This window comes from Gordonia sp. LMA167 (assembly GCF_058130025.1).
Window position 1 is genome coordinate 2794132 of record NZ_CM176708.1, and the last position, 24400, is coordinate 2818531.

Below are 24400 nucleotides of genomic sequence, written 5' to 3' on the forward strand. Positions count from 1 at the left end.
TCCGGAGGGCGGCTGGCGCGGCGTGCGCGGGATTGACAGGAGCCTGCCGCGTCGGCGCCGGTGCGGTCGATCATCGGTGACGCCGGCATCGTGCTTCCGGAACCTGATCCACTCCTGTTGTGCGAGCGGGCGATCACGTTTCTCGGTGAACCGGCGTGCACCTCATCGCGGATCGCAGCGGTGTCACCGGAGTTCAGGATTTCGATCAGGCGTGGAAGGCCGGCGACCGCCTCGGGTCCCAGCGCGGGGGTCGCGAAGGGGCGCGAGGCCGGTGGAGCACGGAGTCCTCAACCGCGCGGGGGGCGAGCCCGTCGTCCAGGTCACGCCACGATCGGGCCATGTGACGACGCCGTCGACGGCGTCGAAACAGTCTGCGTCACCGACATTTCCGCATCCGACCCTCGCCGCTGCCATGCCCCGCCGAGGCCGACCCGTCGCGGCATCGGCGGGTCGGTGCCTGATTCTTTGTGGCCCAGACAACTTCGAGATACCGCGTATGCGTTGCCGCGCCGGTCCGACATGCCGACGTCGTCGGTGCACAGTCACCCCGACCGTGACTGTGATCCCGCTGTCAACTGAGAACGCACAGTACCAGATTTCCGATGTCGCACCTGGAACAGGATTCGGTGGCGCCGTGTGGAAATTGGATTGGCCGCTCGAAGGTCTCCGGAGAAGATGGACCGATGACTCGCCGATTCGCACAAGTGGACGTCTTCTCCTCCATCCCGGTCGCCGGAAATCCGGTGGCCGTCATCATCGACTCCGAAGGCCTCGATGATGCGCAGATGGCGGCATTCGCCCGCTGGACGAACCTCTCGGAGACGACCTTCGTGCTGCCTCCGACGCATCCCGACGCCGACTACCGTCTGCGGATCTTCACCCCGTCGGCGGAATTGCCCTTCGCCGGACATCCGACCCTGGGTTCGGCACACGCGTGGCTGGCGGCCGGGGGGTCGCCCAAGGGGGAGCGGATCGTCCAGGAGTGCGGCGTCGGGCTGGTGCCGCTCCGGTCCGAGGGCGAGCGGCTGGCGTTCGCGGCCCCGCCGCGGATTCGATCCGGGGCGGTCGATGAAGCGGTCGTGCGTGAGGTCGTCGGGGCGCTCGGGCTGACGACCGACGAGGTCTCCGCGGCCGAATGGGTCGCCAACGGGCCCGACTGGATGGTGCTGAGGTTGGCATCGGGCCATCGGGTGGTGGAGGTCCAACCCGATATGGCGGCGCTCGGCACCTACGAGGTGGGACTGATCGGCGCCTACGACGGCGGCCTGCCGGGCGAGCCCGACGTCGCATTCGAGGTCCGCGCGTTCGCGCCCGGTCTCGGGGTGGCCGAGGACCCGGTCACCGGCAGCCTCAATGCGGGGATCGCCGTCTGGCTCCGCGAGGAAGGACTCGCGCCCGCGTCGTACGTCGCCGCGCAGGGCACCGCACTCGGCCGATCGGGGCGGGTTCACGTCGTCGACGACGGCACCGACATCTGGGTGGGGGGTGCGACGGTCACGGTCGTCGCTGGCACAGTGGTGCTGTGAGTCAGACAGCGGAGACCGAGAGCAACAAGGCCGCGCGCAAGCGTCGTCGTCGGGAGCCGCCGCCGGACCCGACGCCGCTGGCCGGTCTGGTCGACTCCCACACGCATCTCGCCGCCTGTGGTGGGCGGGATCCCGAATCGGTCCGCGACATCCTCGATCACGCGGCACGTGTGGGCGTCGATCAGGTCGTCACGGTCGCGGACGACATGGTCGACGCACGCTGGGCGGTCGACGCGGCGCGGTGGGATCAGCGCGCGTTTGCCGCGGTGGCGCTGCACCCCATGCATGCCGGCGACCTCGACGACGCCGCCAAGGCCGAACTCGAACAGATGGTCACCGATCCGCGCGTGGTCGCTGTGGGAGAGACCGGCCTGGACTACTACTGGCCCGGCAAGTCCGAATCCTGCGCGAGCCCCGAGGTGCAGGCCGAGGCGTTCCGCTGGCATATCGACCTGGCGAAGCGGGTCGGCAAGCCGCTGATGATCCACAATCGCGAGGCCGACCGTGATCTGCTCGACATCCTGGCTGCCCAGACGGCGCCGGAGACCGTGATCATGCACTGCTTTTCCGGTGACCAAAACGTTGCACGCGAATGTATCGAGCGGGGCTATCTGTTGAGCTTCGCGGGCACGGTCAGCTTCGCGAACGCGGCAGAATTGCGGGCGGCTGCCGAGATCGTGCCGGACGAGCAGATCCTGGTGGAGACCGACGCGCCGTTCTTGACGCCGCATCCCTATCGTGGCCAGCCAAATCAGTCATACTGCCTGCCGTACACCGCCCGGGCATTGGCGGAGGTGCGCGGTATCGACGACGTGGCGATGGCCCGCATTCTCGGGGCCAATGCGCGACGCGCGTATCAGCTGCCTTTGCAGTAATCATCCCTGTTCGTTATCGTATTGTGATCCCGCTGCCGTGGGGGCAGCGATTCCGGCCAGATTGGGCTGTGTAGTCCGGGGGGCTCAGGGGTCGCTTGTTGTCGCAGTGCGGAGGCCCGTGTCCCCGATCAGGATGTAGATCTTTGTCTGTTCTCGCTCGCATCAACCAGTCGCAGTCCACGCGCGCTCGCGTCGCCGTCGGCGCCGTGCTGGCCACCCTCACCGCGGGCGGCATCATGGGCGTCGTCGTCCACAAGGACGTCAAGGTCGACGTGGACGGCCAGGTCCACCACGTCTCCACCATGGCGTTGTCGGTCGACTCCGTGCTCCGCTCGCAGGGCTTCGACCCCGAATCCGGCGACCAGGTGTCGCCGCCGCTGCACGCGGGTGTCGGAGATGGGCAGACGATCACGTTCAACCGACTCAAAGAGGTGACTCTCGACGTCGACGGTCGACGCCAGGTGGTCAAGACCACCGCGACAGACCTCCAGCAGTTCCTCGCCGAACGCGGACTGACCGACAGTGCGAGCGACACCAACTTCCCGAAGACGAAGGCTCTGCCCGTCGACGGCGCCGTCGTGGATGTCGCGACACCCAAGCGTGTGGTCCTCACCGACGGTGTGACGACCTACCGTCCGGTGCTCGCGGCCAAGACGGTCGGTGAACTGCTCGCCGAGAGTGGCAAGCCCCTCGGCGGCGACGACAAGGTGACCCCGGCCGCCGACACCCCGGTGAGCGAGAACATGAAGATCACGGTGACCCGTATCCGCTCCATGGACAGCACCGTCACCGAAGACGTCGCGCCGCCGGAGATCGAGCAGAAGGATCCGACGCTGGTGCGCGACCGCAAGGTCGTGGTAAAGCCGGGTAAGCCGGGTGAGGCCAAGGTCACCTATTCGATCACCATGGTCAACGGCAAGGTCGTCAAGCGCGACAAGCTCGACTCCGAGGTGCTCACCGAACCGATCGCCGCCACCGTCAAGGTCGGTACCAAGGCAGGTGCGCCGTTCGTGCCGGACGGCTCCGTGTGGGACCAGCTCGCGCAGTGTGAGGCGACCGGGAACTGGGCCATCAACACCGGCAACGGCTTCTACGGCGGCGTCCAGTTCGATCAGAACACCTGGGCCCGGTGGGGCGGCCTGGAGTACGCGCCGCGTCCCGACCTGGCCAGCCGCGAGGAGCAGATCGCGATCGCCAAGAAGACCCAGGCGGCTCAGGGGTGGGGCGCATGGCCGTCCTGCTCGTCGAAGCTGGGCCTGCGCTGAGCGACGCGCCGCGGCTCCTCGGGCCCGCGCAGATCCGTCAACTCGCCGACGAACTCGGCGTACGGCCGACGAAAACGCTCGGCCAGAATTTCGTGCACGACGCCAACACCGTGCGCCGTATCGTCGCCGAGTCGGGCGTCGGGCCTGATGATGTCGTGCTCGAGGTCGGCCCAGGGCTCGGTTCGCTGACCCTGGCCCTTCTCGGCACCGCTGGACGGGTGATCGCCGTCGAGATCGATCCCGTGCTCGCCGGGCGGCTCCCACAGACCGTCGCCGACTTCGCGCCGGGCCAGGCGGCCTCCTTCGAGGTGGTCACCGCCGACGCGATGTCGGTGCGACGCGACGATCTTCCCACGGCGCCGACCGCGCTCGTCGCGAATCTGCCGTACAACGTCGCAGTGCCCGTCCTCCTTCATCTGCTCGGCGAACTCCCCAGTATCGCAACCGCTTTGGTGATGGTGCAGGCGGAGGTGGCCGACCGTCTCGCCGCCGGTCCCGGTAGCCGCGTCTACGGCGTCCCGAGCGTGAAGGCGCGCTACCACGGTGCGGTTCGGCGCGCCGGTGCGGTCGGGCGCAATGTGTTCTGGCCCGAGCCGAAAGTCGAGTCCGGACTGGTGCGGGTCGATCGCACCGACACCTACCCGAACGACCCCGTGTTGCGCGCGAAGGTCTTCGCGGTGATCGATGCGGCGTTCGCGCAGCGCCGCAAGACCATGCGGTCGGCCCTGGCCTCCTGGGCCGGAGGCGCCGCCGAGGCCGAACGCCGCCTACGCGCCGCCGGCATCGACCCCGGTGTGCGTGGTGAACGCCTCGACGTCGACGCCTTCGTCCGGCTCGCGACAGTGGAGTAGCCGAGCGCACTGGCGGGGGCCGAGACCTCTGCCGTCGGGTCCGGTCGGCGGACCACACGCCAACCTCGCCGGTCGGCACGGTCAGAGCATTCATCGTGCGTCGATTACGCTGAATTCCTGTGTCTCGAACGTCGTTGTCGGTGGTGTCCGACGCAGTCACCGTGCGGGTCCCGGCCAAGGTCAACCTGTACCTCGGTGTGGGCCCGCTCCGCGGCGACGGCTATCACGACCTGGTGACGGTCTTCCAGGCGTTGTCGTTGTGCGATGACGTGCGGCTGAGTCGTTCCACCGAACTGCACATCGCCACACAGGGCGAAGGGGCCGCCGAGGTTCCCGCCGACGACTCGAATCTCGCGGTGCGTGCGGTCAAGGAGGTGGCGCTGCGCGGCGGCCGACCGCCGAGGGTCGCCATCGATGTCACCAAGCGCATACCGGTGGCCGGAGGAATGGCGGGTGGGAGCGCGGACGCTGCCGGCGCCCTGGTCGGCGCCGTCAATCTCTGGGGCCTCGACATGGACCGCACCGAGTTGTCCGAGATCGCCGCCGGTCTGGGCAGCGACGTTCCGTTCGCCCTGCACGGAGGAACGGCATTGGGCACCGGTCGTGGTGAGAAGCTCATGCCGATCCTGGCGCGCGGCGAGTTCCACTGGGTGCTGGCGATGTCCCGGTCCGGATTGTCCACACCGGCCGTCTATCGCGAACTGGACCGGTTGCGGGAGAACCGGCCCGACACCGAGATCGTCACCGAACGACCGGACGCCCTCATGTCGGCGCTCACCTCGGGTGATCCGCGGGTCGTCGCGCCGCTGTTGCACAACGATCTTCAGCCGGCCGCACTGAGCCTGCAGCCGACGCTGCGCCGGACGCTGCGAGCGGGTATCGACGCCGGGGCACTCAACGGGATTGTGTCCGGCTCCGGGCCGACCTGCGCGTTCCTCTGTGCCGACGAGACGTCGGCGGTCAACGTCGCGGCGGAGTTGTCGGGTGCCGGCGTGGCCCGGGCGGTGCGGACGGCGAGCGGTCCGGTGCCCGGTGCCCGTGTGATGACGGAGTGAGTCAGCTGCCGAAGACGTTGATGGCGTTGCCGTAGGCGCGCAACGCCGCGATCGAGCCGTTGTACCGGCTCAGATCCACCCGCGTGGGCACGCCCGGCAACCAGCCGGAACTGGTGAACTGCCAAAACGTCCAGGTCCGCCAGCCGCCGCGCGGCATCTGCGGGGCACCGCGGCCGTTGTAGGACGCGATCCACAGCGGATGGTCGGCGAACTCACGCGTAGCGCCCATCGCGGTGTTCCAGAATTGCGGGTAGGTGTACAGGATGGTCTTGCGGCCGGTCAGCGGTTCGAGGACCGCGAAGAACTCCCGCACCCATGCCGCCAGAGCTCGTGGACCGAGACCGCCGGAATGCTCGAGATCGAGGACGGGTGGCAGGTCGAGGATGCCGTTCTGGCCGAGCACCACGGTCGCGTAGAAGATGGCCTGTTGCGCGGCCGAACGGCTCGGGTCCGCGTAGTGATAGGTGCCGCGGATGAGGCCGGCGGCCCGCATCGCGAGACTGTCCGGGACGAAGTACGGATTGACGTACCAGGTGGACTCGGTCGCCTTCACCATCGCCAGCTGTTGGCCCGCGGCACGCACGGCGAACCAGTTGATCGACGCACCGCCGGGGTGCTGATGGCTGGAGACGTCGGGTCCCACCTGCGGGGCCGCGGGGGCGGGTGCCGATGCCATCGCCGGGATGAGTCCGACGGTGGTCGCGATGGCTGTGGTCATGATCACTCGACGAAGGATCACTCGACCCACGCTAGGGGATCGGCGGTGTCCACGCAGGTCATTCGCCGAGCGAGCGATATCAGGCAGGAAGCCCAGAAATGCGCCCTCGGCAACGCGGCCGCTGACATGATGTCGACGGCGGCGCTGGCCTTTCTCTGGGGCGCTGTCCGACGTCGCCCGTTCGTGGGTGCCGATGCCGAGGCGCTAGGGTCTACCGAGTGGCACCATCGAATCCGGTCGCGCTGATCAACGCCGACCGCATCAGCAAGAGTTACGGCATCAAGCCGTTGCTGGAATCGGTGTCCCTGGGTGTTCACGAAGGTCAGCGCATCGGTGTGGTGGGCCTCAACGGCGGTGGCAAGACGACGCTGCTGGAGATTCTGGGCGGCATCACCGAGCCCGACGGTGGGCGCATATCGCATGCCGGAGACATCCGGGTCGCGACGGTCACCCAGCGCGGCGAACTCCCGGTCGGCGCGACCGTCGCCGAGGTCGTCGTCGGCGGCCCCGAGGTCGCTGCACACGAATGGGCCGGCGACCCGCGAATCCGCGGCATCCTGAACGGCATCGGCATCGACGGCCTGCTCGACGCGCGGGTCGACGAACTGTCGGGCGGGCAGCGCCGTCGGGTCGGACTGGCGACCGCGCTCGTGTCGGAGGCGGATCTGCTGATCCTCGACGAACCGACCAACCACCTCGACGTCGAGGGGGTGCAGTGGCTGGCCGAGCATCTCGTCTCCCGACGCAGCGCCCTCGTCGTGGTCACTCACGACCGATGGTTCCTCGACACCGTCGCCACCCGCACCTGGGAAGTACATTCGGGCCGCGTCGACGAATACGAGGGCGGCTACAACGACTGGATGTTTGCGCGTGCGGAGCGGTCCCGCCTGTCCGATGCCGCCGAGGAGCGCCGACGTAACCTGGCCCGCAAGGAACTCGCCTGGCTGCGCCGTGGCCCCCCGGCCCGGACGTCCAAACCGCGCTACCGGATCGAGGCGGCCGAACGCCTGATCGCCGACGTCCCGCCACCGCGGGACTCGGTCACGCTGTCGGCGTTCGCGAAACGCCGATTGGGCCGGGTCGTCATCGAACTCGAGGACGCACACATCACCACCCCGGCCGGGGACACTCTGCTCGACGACCTCACCTGGCGACTCGCACCAGGTGAACGCATCGGTCTCGTCGGCGTCAACGGTTCGGGTAAGACGACCTTGCTGCGTGCCCTCGCCGGCACCGTCGACGTCTCGCCGGGCCGTCGCAAAGAGGGCACGACCGTCTCGATCGGGTGGCTGCGCCAGGAACTCGACGACCTCGACGAAGACCAGCGGGTGCTCGACGCCGTCGAGGCTGTGGCCACACGAATCATGGTGGGGGACAAGGAGTTGTCTGCCGCTCAGCTCGCCGAGCGTCTGGGCTTCACGCCGGCCCGGCAGCGCACACCCGTCGGCGACCTCTCCGGCGGGGAGCGCCGACGACTGCAGATGACCCGGGTGTTGATGGCCGAACCCAACGTGCTGCTCCTCGACGAGCCGACCAACGACCTCGACATCGACACGTTGCAGCAGGTGGAGGATCTGCTCGACAACTGGGCCGGCACACTCGTCGTGATCAGTCACGACCGCTACCTGATCGAGCGGATCTGCGACAGCACATGGGCGCTGTTCGGCGACGGCAGGCTGACCAACCTGCCGGGCGGGATCGACCAGTACCTGCAACGCCGCCGCGAGATCCGTGGCTCGGCAAACGCTTCGGCCTCGACGGTGGGCCGTTCGACGGCCGCGCAATCGGGTGGCACCGATGCCCCCACGGATTCACGTCCGGCGGTGAGTGCGTCCGAACACCGGGAGGCGCGCAAGGTGATGAATCGGCTCGAGCGTCAGATCGCGCAGCTGAGCACCCGGGAGGAGCGCCTGCACGCCGAATTGGTCGAAGCGGCAACGGAACCCGACAAGCTGATGAAGCTTCACGCCGAGCTCAAGGAGGTCGTCGACGCCAAGGAGACGGCCGAGACGGAATGGTTGGAGGCAGCCGAGCGCGTCGAGTGATCCTTCGGCGCCCGATGCGCCCGATGCGCCCGATGCGCCCGATGCGCCGGATGCGCCGGATGCACCAGAAGCACCAGTAGCACCCGATACGCGCGTGGTCAGCGCCGGATCGCGGCGTTCACCATCGTGGCGATCGCAACGGCGCCGGCCTGATTGATGTGATACGGATAGGCGATCGTCCGCGAGAGTGCGCTTTCATACCACGGGTTGATCAGGTTGCACGGATCATGGCCTGCCGAACGGCGATTGGCGTCGATGAACGTGCCGTTCACCTTGGCCGTCGCCCGGCGCAGCGCATCACCGGCGCGGTCGAAGACGCGATTCATCCACCGGACGTCGGGGTCACTGATCGGGACCATCGGCCAGCATCCGTGGGCGCCCATGAAGCCGCCGATGCCCACCACGATGATCTGGGCGCGTGGGGCTCTGGCGCGAATCGCACGCAGCGCCGGCGTCACCCGGTTCTCCATCCGGGCGACACGCCAGCGGACCTCGGCGGCGAGGCGCCGATCGGAGCGGCAGAACCGATCGGTGAACGGTGCGGTGTTGCAGTGTGAGACGATCGCTCCCCACCGCATGTCGTTGCCGCCGATACTCACGGTGATCACCTGGGCGTCGGACGGTACGAGCCGTAGCTGGGGCGGCTTCACACCCGCCGCCGTCCGCTGTCCGGCGCGGTACAGGTTCGGTGCCTGCGCTCCGGCGCAGGAGGTGTCCACGAAGCGTCGCGGCAGCGTCATGGCCGCCACGATCGCCGGATAGTTGAAAGCGGACCTCTTGCAGCCGAGGAAGTAGTCGGGCGTCGGGGTGAAGAAACCGCCGGACGCTCGGGAATCACCCATCGCGACGTAGACCCCACCGGTGTAGCGCACCGGCGACGATGCGGGCGCAGCGTGCGCAGTTGGTGCTGTGACGGCACCCACGACGGTCATCGCGACCATCGTCACCATCAGTAGGACGGCACCCCGGCCACCCCGTACCTCTCGCGGACCCACCGCAACCCCTCACGACGCGACTACCCGCGGGTCAACCCCGCGTCCACAGGATTGTAGGGGAGAACACACCCGTGCCTCGCAGTGAGCGCCCTCGCGACGCGACTCACACCCGTCGAAGATCGTTGCATCGGACCGCGAAATCGTCGATGAGCTCGGCGGTTCGGGTGGGCTGGATCAGCGGGAACAAGTGGGTGGCGTGGGGCAGCACGCGGAGTTCGGAGTTCGGCGACAGACCGAGAAATCGCTGCTCATGGATGCGGAACTGATCCCAACCGCCGTTGAGGAACTCGACGGGTCCGGGATACCGGGCGATCTCGTCGAGCGCGTCGAACCTCGACAGTTCGCCGACCACATCGCGAATCGAGTGCAGCGCGAGCCCGCCTGCCTCCATGTCGTGCGCGACCCGCTGTCCCACGGCCAGGCGCGTCAGACCTTTGCTGATCGAGGCCGCTTGCCGGGGCAGGACACTGGTCGCGGTCCCGAACAGCCGGAACGGGGCCGCCAGTAGTCTGCTCGGCTGCGCGGTCGCACACATCACCACGAGTCCGGACACCGCCTCGGGATGGCGACCGGCCAGGGCCATCGCGACGTAACCACCGAGGGACATGCCCGCGACCACCGCCGGTTCGCCGACCTCACGCACGGCGTCGAGGGTTGCCTGGACCGCGCCGTCCATCGTGAAGGTCTCGTCCGCGCGGGTGCCGTGGCCGGGAAGGTCGGGGGTCCGTACCTCTCGGCCCGGGATTCCGGCGGCGATGCGGTGTAGGGAAGCTCCACTGACCCGGAGTCCATGGACGAGGACGACAGGGACCGGCAACACTTCGCGCGCTGTGCTCATCGGGCGCCAGTATCCCACCCGAGGTGACCGAATCGCCGAACTCCCGGTGAACTATCCCGACATGTCGACGGTCCGGTCGATCCCGATGCGGTCGAGGAAGCCGCGATCGTGCGACACCACGAGGAGCGCGCCGGTCCACTCGGACAGCGCGGCGACGAGTTCCTCGGTGGTGACGATGTCGAGATTGTTCGTCGGCTCGTCGAGGATGAGGAGCTTCGGGGCCGGGTCGGCGATCAGTGCGATGGCCATCGCGGTCCGAAGTCGTTCACCACCCGACAGCTCGCGCAGGACCCGATCGGCGCGAGCTCCGCGGAACAGGAAGCGCGCCAGGTGCGCTCGCACATCCTGGACCGGAACCTCGGGATGGGCGTGGATCACCGCCTCCGCGATCGACATCTGATCGTCGTGGAACGTGATCCGCTGGGGAACATACGCATACGGCACCACCACCCGGCCCGCGGACATGAGGGTCGTGAGCAGCGTGGTCTTGCCGGATCCGTTGCCGCCGATCAATGCGACGCGTTCCGGGCCGTCGATTCGCAACCTGTCGTCGTCGATCACCTGTGCGCGGGTGGCGAGTTCGACCGCCGGCATCGAGATGCGGGCGGTTCGGTCGTCGCGGACGTCCTCGCGGGCCGCGTCGAGTCGCGCGGATGCCGTTGTCACATCGTCGCGGTGTGCGGTGCGCAGTTTGCCGGCCGACACCTGTGCGGCATTGCGGCGTGCGTGGGCGAGAATTTTCGGAACCCGCTTCTCGCGCTCCGCGGTCGCCGCCGTCCGCGCGCGACGATCGAGTTTGATCTGTGCCTCCACCATCTCGCGCCGCTGCTTGCGGAGATCGTTGGCGGCGGCCGCGACCGAGGCCTCGGCGCTCTCCTGCTCGGCCTCGAGAGTCGCGCGGTAGAGCGAATACGGCCCGCCGAACAGACGGATGTCACCGCGATACAACTCGAGGGTGGCGTCGACGCGCTCGAGCAACTCGAGGTCGTGGCTCACCACCACGACGGTGCCGCCGAACCGGGCAATGACGTCGAACAACCTTGTACGCGAGCCGGTATCGAGGTTGTTGGTCGGTTCGTCGAGGAGTAGTACCGCCGGTCGCCGGAGCAGCTGGGCCACGATTGCGAGCAGTGTCGCCTCACCACCCGACAAACTGTCGATACGACGATCGAGATCCGTGGGCAGGGCGAGTGCGGACAGCTGGCCGATCGCCCGGTCCTCGATGTCCCAGTCGTCGCCGACGACCGCGAAGTCGTTCTCGTCGAGCGAACCGTTCTCGATCCGTGTGATGGCGGCGCGTATCTCGCCGATCCCGAGTGCCTCGGCCACCGTGACGTCACCATCGTCGTAGGGATGTTGCGCCACCAGGGCGACGTCGCCGCGGACACCGACGCTGCCGGATCGGGGTCTGAGGTCACCCGCGATGAGCCTCAGGAGGGTGGTCTTCCCGGCGCCATTGGCGCCGACCAGGGCGTAGATCCCGTCCGAGATGGTCTGGGAGACATGGTCGACGACCGGGGTGCCGTCGGGCCACGCGAACGTGAGGTGCGACAGCGTGATCGACGGTGCCGGACGGGCAGATGGGGACATGGACATGAACTGACTCCTGAGGGTGGGTGGCGTCGGCGCAATGGCGCACGGGACGGCTTGGGACCAACCTCAGATGTTCATGATGCGGGCATTCCCCTTTATTCGACGGAGTCGGCATCGCCGACGACCCCACCACGGTAGCGCAGTCCGTCGAATGTGCCAATCCCTTTCCGTCGATACCGGGGGCCGACGGTGCGTGGCCGAAGCTTCGCGGCCGAGGGTCCGCGGCGACCCGGCGAGGCGCTAACGTGGCCGCATGTCGTTCATTCGCACCTCGGTTGCCAACGGTGTCGGTGAGATCGTTCTCGACCGGCCGAAAGCTCTCAACGCCCTGGATCAGATCATGATCGACGACATGTATCGCGTGCTCTCGGAGTGGGGGGACGACGACACGATCGACACCGTGCTGGTGACGTCGGCGAGCGATCGCGCGTTCTGCGCCGGCGGCGACATCCGGGCCATCCGGGAGTACGCCCTGGCCGGCGATCACGCGGCGGTCAGCCGCTACTTCGCGAGTGAATACCGGCTCGATCAACTGGTTGCCGACTACCCGAAGCCGTATGTCGCCGTGATCGACGGTGCGGCCATGGGCGGCGGCTTGGGGATCAGTGTGCACGGCGAGGTCCGGATCGTCAGCGAGAAGGCCATGATCGCCATGCCGGAGACGGCGATCGGGTTCTTCCCCGACATCGGCTCCACCTACTTCCTTCCGCGGCTGCCCGACGGAGTGGGGATGTGGTTGGGCCTGACGGGTGCTCGCATCCGTGGTGCGGATGCCGTGGAGATCGGCATGGCCACGCACTTCGTCGATTCCCGGCAGATCGGCGGGGTCGCGGAGCGCCTGCGTGCCGGTGCACCGATGGTGGAGGTTCTCGGCGATCATCGGGATCGTCCAACGTCCGCGATACCGCTGCGCAAGGTCGGCGAGTACTTCGCGGACGAGAACCCCTCGGCCATCCTCGGCGGTCTGCGCGGCGCCGTCGGTGACGAGTGGGCGGCACAGATGATCGAGCTCATCGAGCAGGCGTCGCCGACCAGTCTCTGGGTCACCGCAGCCATGATCGAGGCAGGCGCGCGATCGATGCTCGACGAATGCTTTGACCGTGAACTGTATGCGGCGGAGCGGATCACGGCGACCAACGACTTCGCCGAAGGGGTGCGGGCAGTGTTGGTGGACAAGGACCGCGAGCCGCGGTTCGACCCCGTGTCCATCGACGACGTCGACCCCGAGGTGGTCGCCCGGATCGTCGGAGTCGCCTGACAACGACAGTTCAGGGGCTCAGTTCGAACCAGCCCGACAACGTCACGGCCGACGGTGCGGACGCCGTCGCCGACGGCGCGGACCCCACTGCGGGGGATGGGGATCCGCTCGACGGGGTCGACTCGTCGACGTCGTAGGAGACATCGTCGTCAGGGGCGAACGGATCGGCATCGGAGCGTGGCGCCGTCGGACAGGTGAATGTCGCGGAAGCGCGTTGCGCGGACATCGATCTGATCGACAGCGCACAGGTCGGCGAGTGGTAGTACGTGCCGGCGACAGAGATCCCGACGGCGGCGTTGATCGGCCCGGTGAGCGGCCCCACCTTCGGGCGGACATCGCCGATGGGCGGCAACACCCCGCCCGTGAGGTCGCCGACCAGGAACTCGACCTGTGCGCCATCGGTGCCCGGACCCTTGAACACGAACAACAAACTGTCCGGAGGTACCTCCGGGTCAGGGTTGCCCCATCGGCTGAAGCCGTAGCAGGCGACGTCGGCGTCGCGAGCCGATGCGGTTCGGTCGGGGCCGTCGGCCGTCTGCACGGTCCCGGACATGGCGACATACAGCGTTCCGGAACGGAATTCGAGGTCGTGTCCGGCACGGTCGATGCGGCCGCGGGATGGCTCTTCGCGACATCGGGCGGCGTCGAGACGGGCCGATGCGGTGGCCGGCACCGAGGTCGACGTCGAGGATGTCGAGGGGGCCGTCGTGTCCGGAGAGCCACACGCCGACAGCACGATCAGAGCCGCAACCGCGACCATCGACCCGACGAGAAGTTGCGCCGATCTGGCCGCACGCCTCTCAATCCGCTGTTGCGACAAGGGGTTCGAGCGTGAGGTCGGGATGTTCCTTCTGGACGTACTGAAGCCGCCATTTGTCGCTGAACAACGCGAGTACAGCTCCGTCGGTCCGTGTGAAGACCTCGACGCCGCGTTGGCGGCCGAGTTCGACGGCGCTGTCGGGGTCGGTGCGCCGGGCCAGGGCGTATCCGAGCGGCTCGATGACGGTGTCCACGTTGAACTCGGACTTCATGCGGGCCGTGACGACTTCGAACTGCATCGGTCCGACGGCGGCGAGGACCGGGGAGGCGTCCCCGCGCAGTTCGTTGCGCAGCACCTGCACGACGCCTTCGCTGTCGAGTTGTTCCATGGCCTTGCGAAACTGCTTGTACTTGTCGGCGGTGGTCACGCGGATCGCCGAGAAGTGTTCCGGCGCAAACGACGGGATCGGCGGGTACTGGACCTTCGACTCGACGAAGAGGGTGTCGCCGGGTGCCAGTGCCATCGCGTTGACCAGGCCGACGACGTCACCGGGGTAGGCGCGGTCGACGGTGGAGCGATCGCGACCGAAGACAGCCTGGGCGTACTTGGTGGCGAAGGGTTTTCCGGTTTGGGCGTGTGTGACGACCATGCCCCGCTCGAACTCGCCCGAGACGATTCGCATGTACGCGAGCCGGTCGCGGTGGCTGGTGTCCATACCAGCCTGGACCTTGAACACCACCGCGCTGAACGGGTCGGTGACCTCGCGGACGGTGCCGTCGACGTCGTCGCGCCCGGCCGGTGGTGGGGCCAGTTCGACGAGGGTCTCGAGGAGTTGGCGCACACCGAAATTCAGCATCGCCGAGGCGAAGATCATCGGGGAGGTCTGCCCGGCCAGGAACAGCTCCTGATCGTGGTCCTGCCCCATCTCGCTGAGCAGTTCGCTCTCTTCGAGTGCCGCAGTCCACTCGTCGCCCTCGCGCGCGGCGGCGGACTCGCCGTCCATGATCTCCTCCGGCGCCACCTTGGCACCGCCTGCGGTACGGGTGAAGTGGACGTACTGTCCGGTCCGGCGATCGAGAAGGCCGCGGAAATCACCGGCGATGCCGACCGGGAAGTAGAGCGGCGTCGGGACCAGTCCGATGCGTTCGCTGATCTCGTCGATGAGTTCGAGCGGCGTCTGACCCGGCCGGTCCCACTTGTTGATCACCGTGATGACCGGGATGCCGCGGTGACGACAGACCTGGAACAGCTTCAGGGTCTGCGGCTCGAGGCCTTTGGCGGCGTCGATGAGCATGACGGCGGCGTCGACCGCGGTGAGTACCCGGTAGGTGTCCTCGGAGAAATCGGCGTGGCCGGGGGTGTCGACGAGGTTGATGACGTTGGGAACGTCGGTGTCGGCGTTGTCGGACGAATAGTTGAACTGCAGTGCCGTCGAGCTGACCGAGATGCCGCGGGCCTTCTCCATCTCCATCCAGTCGGAGACGGTGGACTTCCGGCCCGCCTTGCCGTGGATCGCGCCGGCCTCGCTGATCATGCGGGCGTGCAGCGCCAGCGCCTCGGTCATCGTCGACTTACCGGCGTCGGGATGGCTGATGATCGCGAAGGTACGACGCCGCTTCACCTCGCGGGACAGGGTGGCAGCATCAGAACTCACCCGACGAGGCTACCGGTCGGCCCGTCGCGTGGGCAAAACTCATCGGACGACCGTGGTCGATATCGGACGCGCTCGGTTATCGCTCGGCCACCGACCATTCGCGCGTGCAGCTGCGCGCGTGAATGATCGGTGGAAGCGCGGGGTGGGGAACCGGGCCTACTCGAACGGAACGGGCGGCATCTTGACGACCTGCGACGCGTAGCTCAGGCCGGCGCCGTAGCCGAGCAGCAGGGCGGTGTCGCCGGGCTTGGCGCGCCCGGTGGACAGCAGGTCCTCCATGGCCAACGGGATCGACGCGGCCGAGGTGTTGCCCGTGTGTTCGATGTCGTTGGCGACCACCGCGCCTTCGCGCAGCTTCAGGTTCTTGGCAAGCAGGTCGTTGATCCGCGAGTTCGCCTGATGCGGGACGAAGACGTCGAGTTCCTCCGAGCCGACCTTGGCGGCGTCGAGGGCGCGTTGGGCGACCTTGCCCATTTCGAATGCGGCCCAGCGGAACACGGCGGTGCCCTCCATGCGCAGATAGGGTCGCTGGGTGCGGTCGCTGTCGAGGAAGGTGACCCAGTCGATGTCCTGGCGGATCGCATTGAACTGGGAGCCGTCGCTGCCCCAGATGACCGGCCCGAGCTGCTGGTCCTCGGTCGGTCCGACGACGACCGCGCCCGCACCGTCGCCGAAGATGAAGCAGTTGGTTCGATCGGTCATGTCCATCGTGACCGACAGTTGCTCGGCGCCGATGACCAGTACGTGGGTGGCGCTGCCGCCACGGATCATGTCCGAGGCGACGGCCATCCCGTAGCCGAATCCGGCGCAGCCGACCGTGATGTCGAACGCGGGGACGCCGTTGGCGCCCAGTTCGGTGGCCACCTTGACCGCACCGGCAGGGGTCAGCAGGAGATGGGTGTTGGTGGCCAGGATCACTGCGTCGATGTCCGAGCCGGACAGCAGGGCGTTGGCGATGGCTTTTCGTCCCGCGTTCACCGACATCTCCATGACGCTCTCGTCGCGCCGGGCGAATCGCCGGGTCTTGATGCCGGTCCGCGTGTAGATCCACTCATCGGACGATTCGATCTGCTCGCAGATCTCGTCGTTGGTGACGATCCGCTCGGGCCGATAGGCGCCGATACCGAGCATGCCGATGTTGTTGATCCCGGCAGTATCCGCGATGACAGCCATGAGTGTCCCTTTCACTATGCGACCCGCCATAGACGGTCTCATATCCGGCGCCTACTGGGAAGTAGCCTCCCGGTTTGCACCGATGTCCTCGATCATCGCTCGATATCGTTCGCGATCGGCGGTCATCTGGTGGCCGGGGTCGTCGGCGGGCGGGGTCCAGTCTGCGTTCTCGAGGTCGAGGCGGCCTGATCGCAGGTCGGCGAGCACGTCGGCCAGCCAGTTCAGTTCAGCGCGTGCCTCGGCTCCCCACAGTTGCATGCCCCGCAGGGCATGCGGCGGAACGTACGGGAGGTCCGCCGGTGCGCTGTCGGTGGGGAACTCCGAGACGACCGCCGACAGAGTGTCGTAACGCTGCTGGAGCAGTTCGGTCGCGCGGGTCCCGTCAAGCATCGGCAACATCCCGAACGCCGCGTGGAAATCGCGGCGGTCGAACACGTTGACCTCGACGACGGCATCGGTCAGGAGGCGATCGAACTCTGCTCGGCCCGCGTCGGTCAATTCGTAGACCGCGACGTCGCGGGCGCCGTCGGTGAGATCGTGGCGGATGGCGAGTCCGCCCGAGACCAGGCTGCTCAGTCCGTGGTAGATCGATCCCGGGTTCACATTCGCCCATTGGTCGACCTGCCACGACATCAGCTCGCGGCGGATCTGGTAGCCGTTGACCGGTTCGAACAGCGCGACGGCACCCAGCAGTAACAGTCTGGTGGTCGTCGCTGCCATGACTGAGAAGGGTAGGTCGTGATCGGTGCGCTTACCAGGACCGTGGTTGACCGCAATTCGATGAATCCTGGGTGTGAGGCGAGTCAGTCAACGCGAGTCGTCGGCGTCGGATTCGTCCGTTGACTCCCGACAAGACGAGTGGAACACTTGTCGGTATTCAAACTTGAATAGTTAGTTCGTGAACACGCCGTGAGAGGGGAACTCATGATCCACGCACGTGGGCTGGTGCAGACATTCCATACCGGCCGAGGCAAGCAGAAACGCGAGGTACGCGCCGTCGACGGTGTCGATCTCGACATCGAAGAGGGTGAGGTCGTCGGTTTCCTGGGACCGAACGGCGCGGGAAAGACCACGACGTTGCGCATGCTGACGACACTGCTGCGGCCGACTGCCGGCACCGCGACGGTCAACGGCTATGACGTCGTCACCGAGTCGGTGATGGTGCGCCGCAGCATCGGGTATGTGTCTCAGGCGGGCGGAACCTTCAGCCAGGCACAGGCCGGTGACGAGGTCGTCGACCACGGGATGCTCTATGGCCTGTCGCGCGCCGACGCCACCGCGCGCGGCAAGGCGCTGTTCTCCCAGCTGCAACTCGACGGCCTCTGGGAGCGCATGCCCAAGAACATGTCCGGCGGCCAGAAGCGCCGACTCGACATCGTGATGGGGCTGGTGCACGACCCCACACTGGTGTTCCTCGACGAACCGACCACAGGTCTCGACCCGCAGGCGCGCGCCAATCTGTGGGAGCACATCCGACGACTCCGAACCGAACGCGGCGCCACGGTCTTCTTGACCACCCACTACCTCGACGAGGCCGACGAACTCTCCGACCGCATCCTCATCATCGACAACGGCCGGATCGTCGCCGCCGACACCGCGGACAACCTCAAGGCGCAGGTCTCGGGAGATCTGGTCGACCTCGAGGTCACCGACGAGGCGCTGGTGGCGGTGTCCGCCGAGAAGCTCGGGTCGATCGCGACCGACGTGGAGACCGACGGGCGTCACCTGCGTGGTCGGGTCCGCCGAGCCGGTCGCGAGGTGCCCGGGCTGCTGCGTGAACTCGACTCGTCCGGTGTGTCGCTGGACTCGATCGAGGTCATCCGCCCGACCCTCGACGACGTCTTCCTCACTCTGACCGGGCGCTCCCTGCGTGACGCCCAGGACGAGACACCCTCCGAAGCCCAGCCGCAGGGCGAACTCCAGACCGAAGGAGCCTCCCGATGACCATTCTGCGTGAGAGTCACATCGTCTTCCGGCGCCAGATCCGGATGAACCTGCGCAACCCGGCGTGGGTCCTGATCGGCATCATGCAGCCGGTGCTCTACCTGGTCCTGTTCGGACCCTTGCTGGAGCCGATCGTCAGCCAGTTTCCCGGCGCCGCGGACAACGCCTACACATTCCTGGTGCCCGGTCTGCTGGTCCAGCTGGGCATGTTCGGCGCGTTCTTCGCCGGCTTCGGCCTGATCGGGGAGTGGCGCGAGGGTGTCATCGAGGCCGAGCGGGTCACGCCGGCGAACCGGACGTCACTGCTCGCCGGACGCCTCATGCGTGACGTCCTGCAGTTGTTCGTCCAGGCGGTCATCCTGGTTCTCCTCGGCGTCGCGATGGGGTTGCGCGGGTCCTTCATCGGCATCGTCGTCGGAATCCTGATCACCCTGCTGGTGGGCGGGGCGTGCGCGGCAGCCTCGAACGCGTTGGCGCTGACCACGAAGAGCGAGGACGTGATGGCACCGGTGATCAACATGGTGATGATGCCCGTGCTGCTGCTGTCGGGCATCCTCCTGCCGATGACACTCGGCCCGGAATGGCTGCAGAAGGTGAGCGACTTCATGCCGTTCCGCTATGTCGTCGACGCCGTGCGCGACACCTTCGTCGGCGACATCGCGACGTCGCAGGTCGCGTGGGGTCTGATCACCGCGATCATCCTTGCCGCCCTCGGAACCTGGTGGGGGACAGCGGTGTTCCGCAAGGAGAACGCGTAGGCGGCTGGTCGGGCGGACGGAGTCAACCCAACTGCCGGTCGAGTAGCGACGAGGCGCTAGGAGACTGCTGAATAATCGGCGTTGGTTTTCGGCGTGTGGTGGGCGGGTTGTGTCTGTTGGGCTGGGATCCTGGTGGGTATGCAGGGTGAGTTTGATCGCCAGGGTGAGTTTTTGGATGTGAACTCGGTGGTGGGTCATTTGCTGGCCGACGGCAGTGTGTTCGCGTTTCTGGCCGCCCATCGTGAGCAGTTGTTTCCCGCGGAGATGTTCGCGGATCTGTTCCCGAGTGGGAGGGGTCGTCCGTCGATCCCGCCGGCAACGATGGCTTCGGTGATCGTGCTGCAAACGTTGCAGGGTTTGTCAGACCGGGAGGCTGCTGATGCGGTCACTTTCGATCTGCGGTGGAAGGCTGCGTGTGGGTTCGTGTTGGGTGATAAAGGTTTTCATCCGTCGACGTTGACCTACTGGCGGCGGCGGCTGGCCAACAGTGAGCGTCCACACCGCATTTTCGAGGTGGTGCGGGAGGTCATCACCGCAACCGGGGTGCTCGCCGGGAAGAATCGTCGGGCCCTGGACTCGACGGTCCTCGATGATGCGGTGGCCCGCCAGGACACCGTCACCCAGCTGATCGCGGCGATGCGGCGGGTGGCCCGCGAGGTCGATGGCGCTGCCGCGGTCGTGGCACAGCGTGCGACCCGGCTGGCGGCGGTGACTGGCGCCGGTTATGACCAGCCGGGTAAGCCGCGGATCGCCTGGGATGATGAACAGGCACGAGATCAGCTGGTCAGCGCGTTGGTCAGCGACGCGTTGGCCGTGCTCGACGGCCTTGATCGCGAGAGGATCGAGACTGCCGGCACCGAGGCCGACAAGCAGGCGGTGGCGTTGTTGGCGTTGGTCGCCGGCCAAGACGTGGAACCGGCCGAGGGCTCCGATGGCACCGACGGTCGCTGGCGCATCGCCGAGCGCACCGTCACCGATCGGATGATCTCCACGGTCGACCCTGAGGCCCGCCACGCCCATAAGACCCAGTCACGCCGCCAGGACGGGTTCAAAGCTCATGTGGTGGTCGAACCCGACACCGGGCTGATCACGGCGACGGAATTGACCAAGGCCTGCGGCCCGGCCAATTCCGATGCGGCGGTCGGGGCGCGGTTGTTACCGACCGATCCCACCGCGCCGGCCCAGGGCGGGCAGGTCCTCGGCGATTCGGCGTATGCCACCGGAGCGATGTTGGCGAGCTTGGCCGAAACGACCTGGGAGGTGGCGCTCAAACCGTGGCCGTATCGCCCGGCAATCCCGGGCGGGTTCGTCATCGATGACTTCTCCTACGACCCCGCCACGAACACGCTGACCTGCCCCGCCGGTGTGACCCGGCCGGTCACCGCCAGCCATCGCGCCGCCTTCAGGCAGGCCTGCACGGGGTGTGCGCTCCGGGCCCGGTGCACCACCTCGGCCAAGGGCCGCTCCGTCAACCTCGGTGAACACCACCGGCTCCACCGTTACCACCGAAAACAGTTCACCAACAACATGATTCAGCAATCGTATCGGCAGAATCGGCCCATGGTGGAACGCTCGATCGCTTGGCTGACCCGCGGTAGCCGCCGCACTCCGTTCCGAGGAGTCACCGCGAACAACAACTGGCTGCACCACCGCGTCGCCGCGATCAACCTGCGCCGCCTGATCACCCTGGGACTGAGCACCACCAACAACGCCTGGACCCTGACCACCACCTGACACCGCCCGGGGGGCAGACCCCCGAACAACACTCGCCCGTGATCAACAGACCCAGCATCACCGACGGCGCCAGCCGCACACAGACCACTTCTTCAGCAGCCTCCTAGCCGAGTCGCGTATCGAGACCCGGTTCCATCTGCACCCCAAGTGATCTCGATACGGAGCCTCGCCCAGGGGCTCGGCGCCTACTCGATCAGCAGGCAGTTTTGGGCTTTGGGGGCTGCACCGCTACTCGACCGGCGGTTGGGCGGCTCTGTGGGCTTTGGAGGCTGCACCGTTGCTCGACCGGCGGTTGGGCGGCTTTGTGGGCGCTGGGGGCCACCGCTGCTCCGACCGGCGGTTGGGTCGACTCCGAGTGGTTTACCCGAAACTCGTCTCCTCCGGCGCCGGCGGCAGCGTGACCACGGCGCCGGCGTAGCTGAGCCCCGCACCGAAACCGAGAAGCAGCGCGGTCTGCCCGCCCTTGGCCTTGCCGGCGGCCAGCATCTCCTCCATGGCCAGCGGGATCGAGGCCGCCGACGTGTTGCCGGTGTTCTCGATGTCGTTGGCCATCGGGACGTCGGCGGCAAGCCCGAGGTTCTTCTTCATGAGTTCGTTGATGCGGGCGTTGGCCTGATGGGGGACGAACACCTCGATGTCGCCGATCCCCACCCCGGATGTCTCCAGGACCGTCGTCAAGGCTTTCGGCAGGGTGATCGCCGCCCAGCGGAACACCCGCGGACCCTGCATGGTGACGAACATCCGGCCCACCGGGTCGGTCTCCGGGTCCTTGTGCTGGTACTCCTCGGCGCGGTCCATGTAGGCAGGGATGTCCAGGTTCTGCCCGATGGCTTCGGCGTTCTCGCCGTCGCTGCCCCAGACGGTCGGCGAGATGCCGTTCTCCTCGCTCGGCCCGACGACCACCGCGCCGGCGCCGTCGCCGAAGATGAATGCGGTGTTGCGATCGGTCGGCTCCATCACCACCGACATCGTCTCCACGCCGACGACGAGCACGTATTCGGCCGACCCTGAGCGCACTGTGTCGGCAGCAATTCCCAGGCCGTAGCCGAATCCTCCGCAGCCGGCGGCGACGTCGTAGGCCGGGATGCCGTTGAGGCCGATGTCGAAGGCCACGATCGGACCCCCGTGCGGGATCTTGGTCTTCCAGCTGTTGGTGGCGAGGATGAGCGCGCCGATCTTCTCCCGGTCGACTCCCGAGTTCCGGATCGCGCGTTCCGCGGCGGAGGCCGCCATCGACCGGGCTGTCTCCTCGCCGCTGATCCATCGGCGGTTACGGATGCCGCTGCGCTCGAAGATCCACTCGTCGGTGCTGTCGAGGACCTGGCACACCTCGTCGTTGCTGACCAGACGCGTCGGCCGGTATGCCCCGATGCCCAGCATCGCCACGTTCTGGTGGCCGGTGTTCGCCGCGATTTTCGCCACTTGTTCCCCCTTCGGGTTGCGCCGACCCAGAGTGTATGCGTTGGGGTTGCGGCGCAGCGTGAAGCCGTGGCACAAACCGCTGTCGACATGGCGTCACAACGGCCAGAACACGGGAATCAGTAGGACGGCGACCACCAGCCAGCAGACCATCACGACGGCGCCGAGCCGCCAGTAGTCGCCGAATCGGTAACCCCCCGGGTTCATCACGATCATGTTGGCGGGTGTCGCGATCGGCGTCAGGACCGCGGCCGCGGCGGCGGTGCAGACCAGCATCAGGATCGGTTGCGGATTGACGCCGACGTCGCCCGCTGCCGCCAGCGCGATCGGGATGACGATCAAGGTCGTCGCGGCATTGCTGATGAACTGCCCGAGTAACGCGGTGAGCAGGAACAACACGATCAGCAGTACGTAGGAGCTCTGGTCGGCGACGAGATCCACGATCGGACGGGCAATCTTCTCCGCGCCGCCGCTGTCGGTGATCGCGGTCGACATCGGGATCAGTGCCGCGATCAGGACGAGTGTCGGCCACGATACGGCGCGGTAGGCCTGCTCGGACGTGACGACCTTGGTGAGCACCATCGCCACCGCAGCAAGAAGGCCGGCCACTACCGGGGGCACGAGGCCCGTCGCCAACAGGACGATCATCGCCACCAGGATCACGGCGGCACGCGCGGCGCCGCGCCCGAGCGCTACCGTCTGGCGCCGCAGCTGCTCCGATGACGCGACCACCAGCATGCGCTGGTCGGAGGCGAGTGCGTCGACAGCCCGCCACGGCCCGTGGACGAGCATCGTGTCGCCTTCGACGAGATCGACGGTGCGGGCGCCCACATCCGTGTTGCGACGTCGGATGGACAGCACCAAAAGCCCGTCCTCCGGCCGCACCATTCCGGGAAACACCTCGGTGCCGATCCACTCCGATCGCGGCGGGATCACGATCTCACTGATCCCGGTGTCGCGATCGACGAGTCGACCCCGCGTCCCGTGTCGGCCTGCCACGTCCTCGACGGTGAGGTCATTGTCGCGGGCGAACTGCTCGATCTGGTCTCCCTGGCCCGACATCACCAGCACGTCCCCCTCCTCGATCTTCTGTCCGCCGTCGAGGGAGGGGGCTCCGCGTCCGCCCTGCACTGCGATACCCACGACGTCTCCGTCAGCCGGGAGCACATGGCGTACCGACCGGCCGAGGAACGGGGATTCGGGTCCGACATGGAGTCGGTAGATGCGCTCGCCGAGACCGTAGTGATCGACGACCGTTCCGACGTAATTGCTGAAGTCGGCAGGCAGTGTCGTGGACTGGCGGTCGGGTAGCAGACGGTCGCCGAAGACCGCGATCACCCCGAAGGTCAATATCAGCAGCGGGATTCCGATGAGACCGAACTCGAAGTAGCCGAAACCGTCGCCGGTGGCGTCGCGTGCCGCGTCGTTGACGATCACATTCACGGGGCTGCCGGACAGGGTCAACATCGACCCGGCGCTGCAGGCGTAGGCCAGTGGGATCAGAACTTTGGATGGCAGCATGCCCGCGTGCCGGGCCACGGCGACGGTGACCGGCACCAGGGCGGCCGCGGCCCCGTTGATGGTGATGAGGGCGGCCAAGATGGCGCCCAGGATGGCGATTGCACCGAGTACGCGTACGCGCGTGGTGCCGGCCGCCCTGGTGAGCAGCCGCCCGGCCCAGGCCGTGATACCCGAGGCTTCAAGTCCCTCGCTGACCACGAACAACGCCGCGATGAACACGATGACGCTTTCGCCGAGTCCGGAGGTGAGGTCGGCGAGATCGATCAGGCCGAAGAAATAGAGGGCCAATGCCGAGGCGATGGCGACGACTCCGACCGGTAGCCGGTTCCAGACGAACAGGACGACCGTGACGGCCAGGATGATCAGGCTGAGGGTGGCGTCCGACACCGACTCATGGTCGCACCGTCGGAAACACTCC

Annotated in this window: 20 protein-coding genes; 10 read left to right on the forward strand and 10 right to left on the reverse strand. The window is 67.2% G+C overall.

The annotated features are described in order from the left end of the window. Window positions 1–683 precede the first annotated feature (683 nt). The 5 genes from ACVT6V_RS12620 to ACVT6V_RS12640 all read left to right on the forward strand — a co-directional run bounded on the left by ACVT6V_RS12620 (window position 684) and on the right by ACVT6V_RS12640 (window position 5572). The gene (locus tag ACVT6V_RS12620) at window positions 684–1526 is read left to right on the forward strand and encodes a PhzF family phenazine biosynthesis protein (protein WP_489900089.1); all 843 of its coding nucleotides are present in this window, start codon (window positions 684–686) and stop codon (window positions 1524–1526) included. Continuing rightward, window positions 1523–2401, forward strand: coding sequence for a TatD family hydrolase (locus tag ACVT6V_RS12625; protein WP_489900090.1), 879 nt, complete (start codon window positions 1523–1525; stop codon window positions 2399–2401). Before ACVT6V_RS12620 ends, ACVT6V_RS12625 begins: the two co-directional genes overlap by 4 nt. Window positions 2402–2544: 143 nt before the next feature. Next, complete coding sequence (locus tag ACVT6V_RS12630) at window positions 2545–3666, forward strand: transglycosylase family protein (RefSeq protein ID WP_489900091.1); 1122 nt, start codon at window positions 2545–2547, stop codon at window positions 3664–3666. Continuing rightward, window positions 3630–4517, forward strand: a complete 888-nt coding sequence (gene rsmA / locus ACVT6V_RS12635; RefSeq protein WP_489900092.1) for a 16S rRNA (adenine(1518)-N(6)/adenine(1519)-N(6))-dimethyltransferase RsmA — start codon at window positions 3630–3632, stop codon at window positions 4515–4517. The genes ACVT6V_RS12630 and rsmA overlap by 37 nt, the downstream gene beginning before the upstream one ends. A 119-nt stretch (window positions 4518–4636) precedes the next feature. Continuing rightward, window positions 4637–5572: a 4-(cytidine 5'-diphospho)-2-C-methyl-D-erythritol kinase gene (locus ACVT6V_RS12640; protein ID WP_489900093.1), complete on the forward strand. Its 936-nt coding sequence runs from the start codon at window positions 4637–4639 to the stop codon at window positions 5570–5572. A gap of 1 nt (window position 5573) precedes the next feature. Here the strand turns inward: ACVT6V_RS12640 and ACVT6V_RS12645 are convergent, their stop codons facing one another. Continuing rightward, the gene (locus ACVT6V_RS12645; RefSeq protein WP_489900094.1) at window positions 5574–6290 is read right to left on the reverse strand and encodes a glycoside hydrolase family 25 protein; all 717 of its coding nucleotides are present in this window, start codon (window positions 6288–6290) and stop codon (window positions 5574–5576) included. A 218-nt stretch (window positions 6291–6508) separates the two neighbouring features. Between ACVT6V_RS12645 and ACVT6V_RS12650 the strand changes: the two genes are divergently transcribed. Then, window positions 6509–8335, forward strand: coding sequence for an ABC-F family ATP-binding cassette domain-containing protein (locus ACVT6V_RS12650; RefSeq protein ID WP_489900095.1), 1827 nt, complete (start codon window positions 6509–6511; stop codon window positions 8333–8335). Window positions 8336–8433: 98 nt separating this feature from the next. On the opposite strand, the gene ACVT6V_RS12655 is transcribed toward ACVT6V_RS12650, so the two are convergent. From ACVT6V_RS12655 to ACVT6V_RS12665, 3 genes are all read right to left on the reverse strand, one after another. Continuing rightward, on the reverse strand, window positions 8434–9267 hold the full coding sequence (locus tag ACVT6V_RS12655) for an SGNH/GDSL hydrolase family protein (protein WP_489900096.1): 834 nt from the start codon (window positions 9265–9267) through the stop codon (window positions 8434–8436). A gap of 166 nt (window positions 9268–9433) precedes the next feature. Next, window positions 9434–10168 (reverse strand): alpha/beta fold hydrolase, encoded by a 735-nt coding sequence (locus ACVT6V_RS12660; protein WP_489900097.1) that lies wholly within the window; start codon window positions 10166–10168, stop codon window positions 9434–9436. Between the two features lie 51 nt (window positions 10169–10219). Continuing rightward, window positions 10220–11764, reverse strand: a complete 1545-nt coding sequence (locus tag ACVT6V_RS12665) for an ABC-F family ATP-binding cassette domain-containing protein (RefSeq protein ID WP_489900098.1) — start codon at window positions 11762–11764, stop codon at window positions 10220–10222. A 250-nt stretch (window positions 11765–12014) separates the two neighbouring features. Here ACVT6V_RS12665 and ACVT6V_RS12670 point away from each other — a divergent pair, with 250 nt between their 5' ends. Then, the gene (locus tag ACVT6V_RS12670) at window positions 12015–13019 is read left to right on the forward strand and encodes an enoyl-CoA hydratase/isomerase family protein (RefSeq protein ID WP_489900099.1); all 1005 of its coding nucleotides are present in this window, start codon (window positions 12015–12017) and stop codon (window positions 13017–13019) included. 10 nt (window positions 13020–13029) lie between these two features. On the opposite strand, the gene ACVT6V_RS12675 is transcribed toward ACVT6V_RS12670, so the two are convergent. From ACVT6V_RS12675 to ACVT6V_RS12690, 4 genes are all read right to left on the reverse strand, one after another. Next, window positions 13030–13779 (reverse strand): hypothetical protein, encoded by a 750-nt coding sequence (locus ACVT6V_RS12675; RefSeq protein ID WP_489900100.1) that lies wholly within the window; start codon window positions 13777–13779, stop codon window positions 13030–13032. A gap of 40 nt (window positions 13780–13819) precedes the next feature. Next, entirely contained in the window at window positions 13820–15433 is a 1614-nt protein-coding gene (locus tag ACVT6V_RS12680; RefSeq protein WP_489900101.1) for a peptide chain release factor 3, read from the reverse strand. A 156-nt stretch (window positions 15434–15589) separates the two neighbouring features. Beyond that, complete coding sequence (locus ACVT6V_RS12685) at window positions 15590–16606, reverse strand: beta-ketoacyl-ACP synthase III (RefSeq protein WP_489900102.1); 1017 nt, start codon at window positions 16604–16606, stop codon at window positions 15590–15592. 51 nt (window positions 16607–16657) lie between these two features. Then, a complete protein-coding gene (locus ACVT6V_RS12690; RefSeq protein WP_489900103.1) occupies window positions 16658–17326 on the reverse strand; it encodes a PadR family transcriptional regulator in 669 nt (222 codons plus the stop codon). A gap of 204 nt (window positions 17327–17530) precedes the next feature. Between ACVT6V_RS12690 and ACVT6V_RS12695 the strand changes: the two genes are divergently transcribed. The 3 genes from ACVT6V_RS12695 to ACVT6V_RS12705 all read left to right on the forward strand — a co-directional run bounded on the left by ACVT6V_RS12695 (window position 17531) and on the right by ACVT6V_RS12705 (window position 21042). Beyond that, complete coding sequence (locus ACVT6V_RS12695) at window positions 17531–18550, forward strand: ATP-binding cassette domain-containing protein (RefSeq protein ID WP_489900104.1); 1020 nt, start codon at window positions 17531–17533, stop codon at window positions 18548–18550. Next, window positions 18547–19308, forward strand: a complete 762-nt coding sequence (locus ACVT6V_RS12700) for an ABC transporter permease (protein WP_489900105.1) — start codon at window positions 18547–18549, stop codon at window positions 19306–19308. Before ACVT6V_RS12695 ends, ACVT6V_RS12700 begins: the two co-directional genes overlap by 4 nt. A 138-nt stretch (window positions 19309–19446) precedes the next feature. Continuing rightward, window positions 19447–21042, forward strand: coding sequence for an IS1182 family transposase (locus ACVT6V_RS12705; RefSeq protein WP_489900106.1), 1596 nt, complete (start codon window positions 19447–19449; stop codon window positions 21040–21042). Window positions 21043–21402: 360 nt separating this feature from the next. On the opposite strand, the gene ACVT6V_RS12710 is transcribed toward ACVT6V_RS12705, so the two are convergent. Then, window positions 21403–22464 carry a beta-ketoacyl-ACP synthase 3 gene (locus ACVT6V_RS12710; protein WP_489900107.1) on the reverse strand — a complete coding sequence of 354 codons (1062 nt, stop codon included), beginning with the start codon at window positions 22462–22464 and terminating at the stop codon, window positions 21403–21405. A 93-nt stretch (window positions 22465–22557) separates the two neighbouring features. Further along, a complete protein-coding gene (locus tag ACVT6V_RS12715) occupies window positions 22558–24369 on the reverse strand; it encodes an SLC13 family permease (RefSeq protein WP_489900108.1) in 1812 nt (603 codons plus the stop codon). Window positions 24370–24400: the final 31 nt, after the last annotated feature.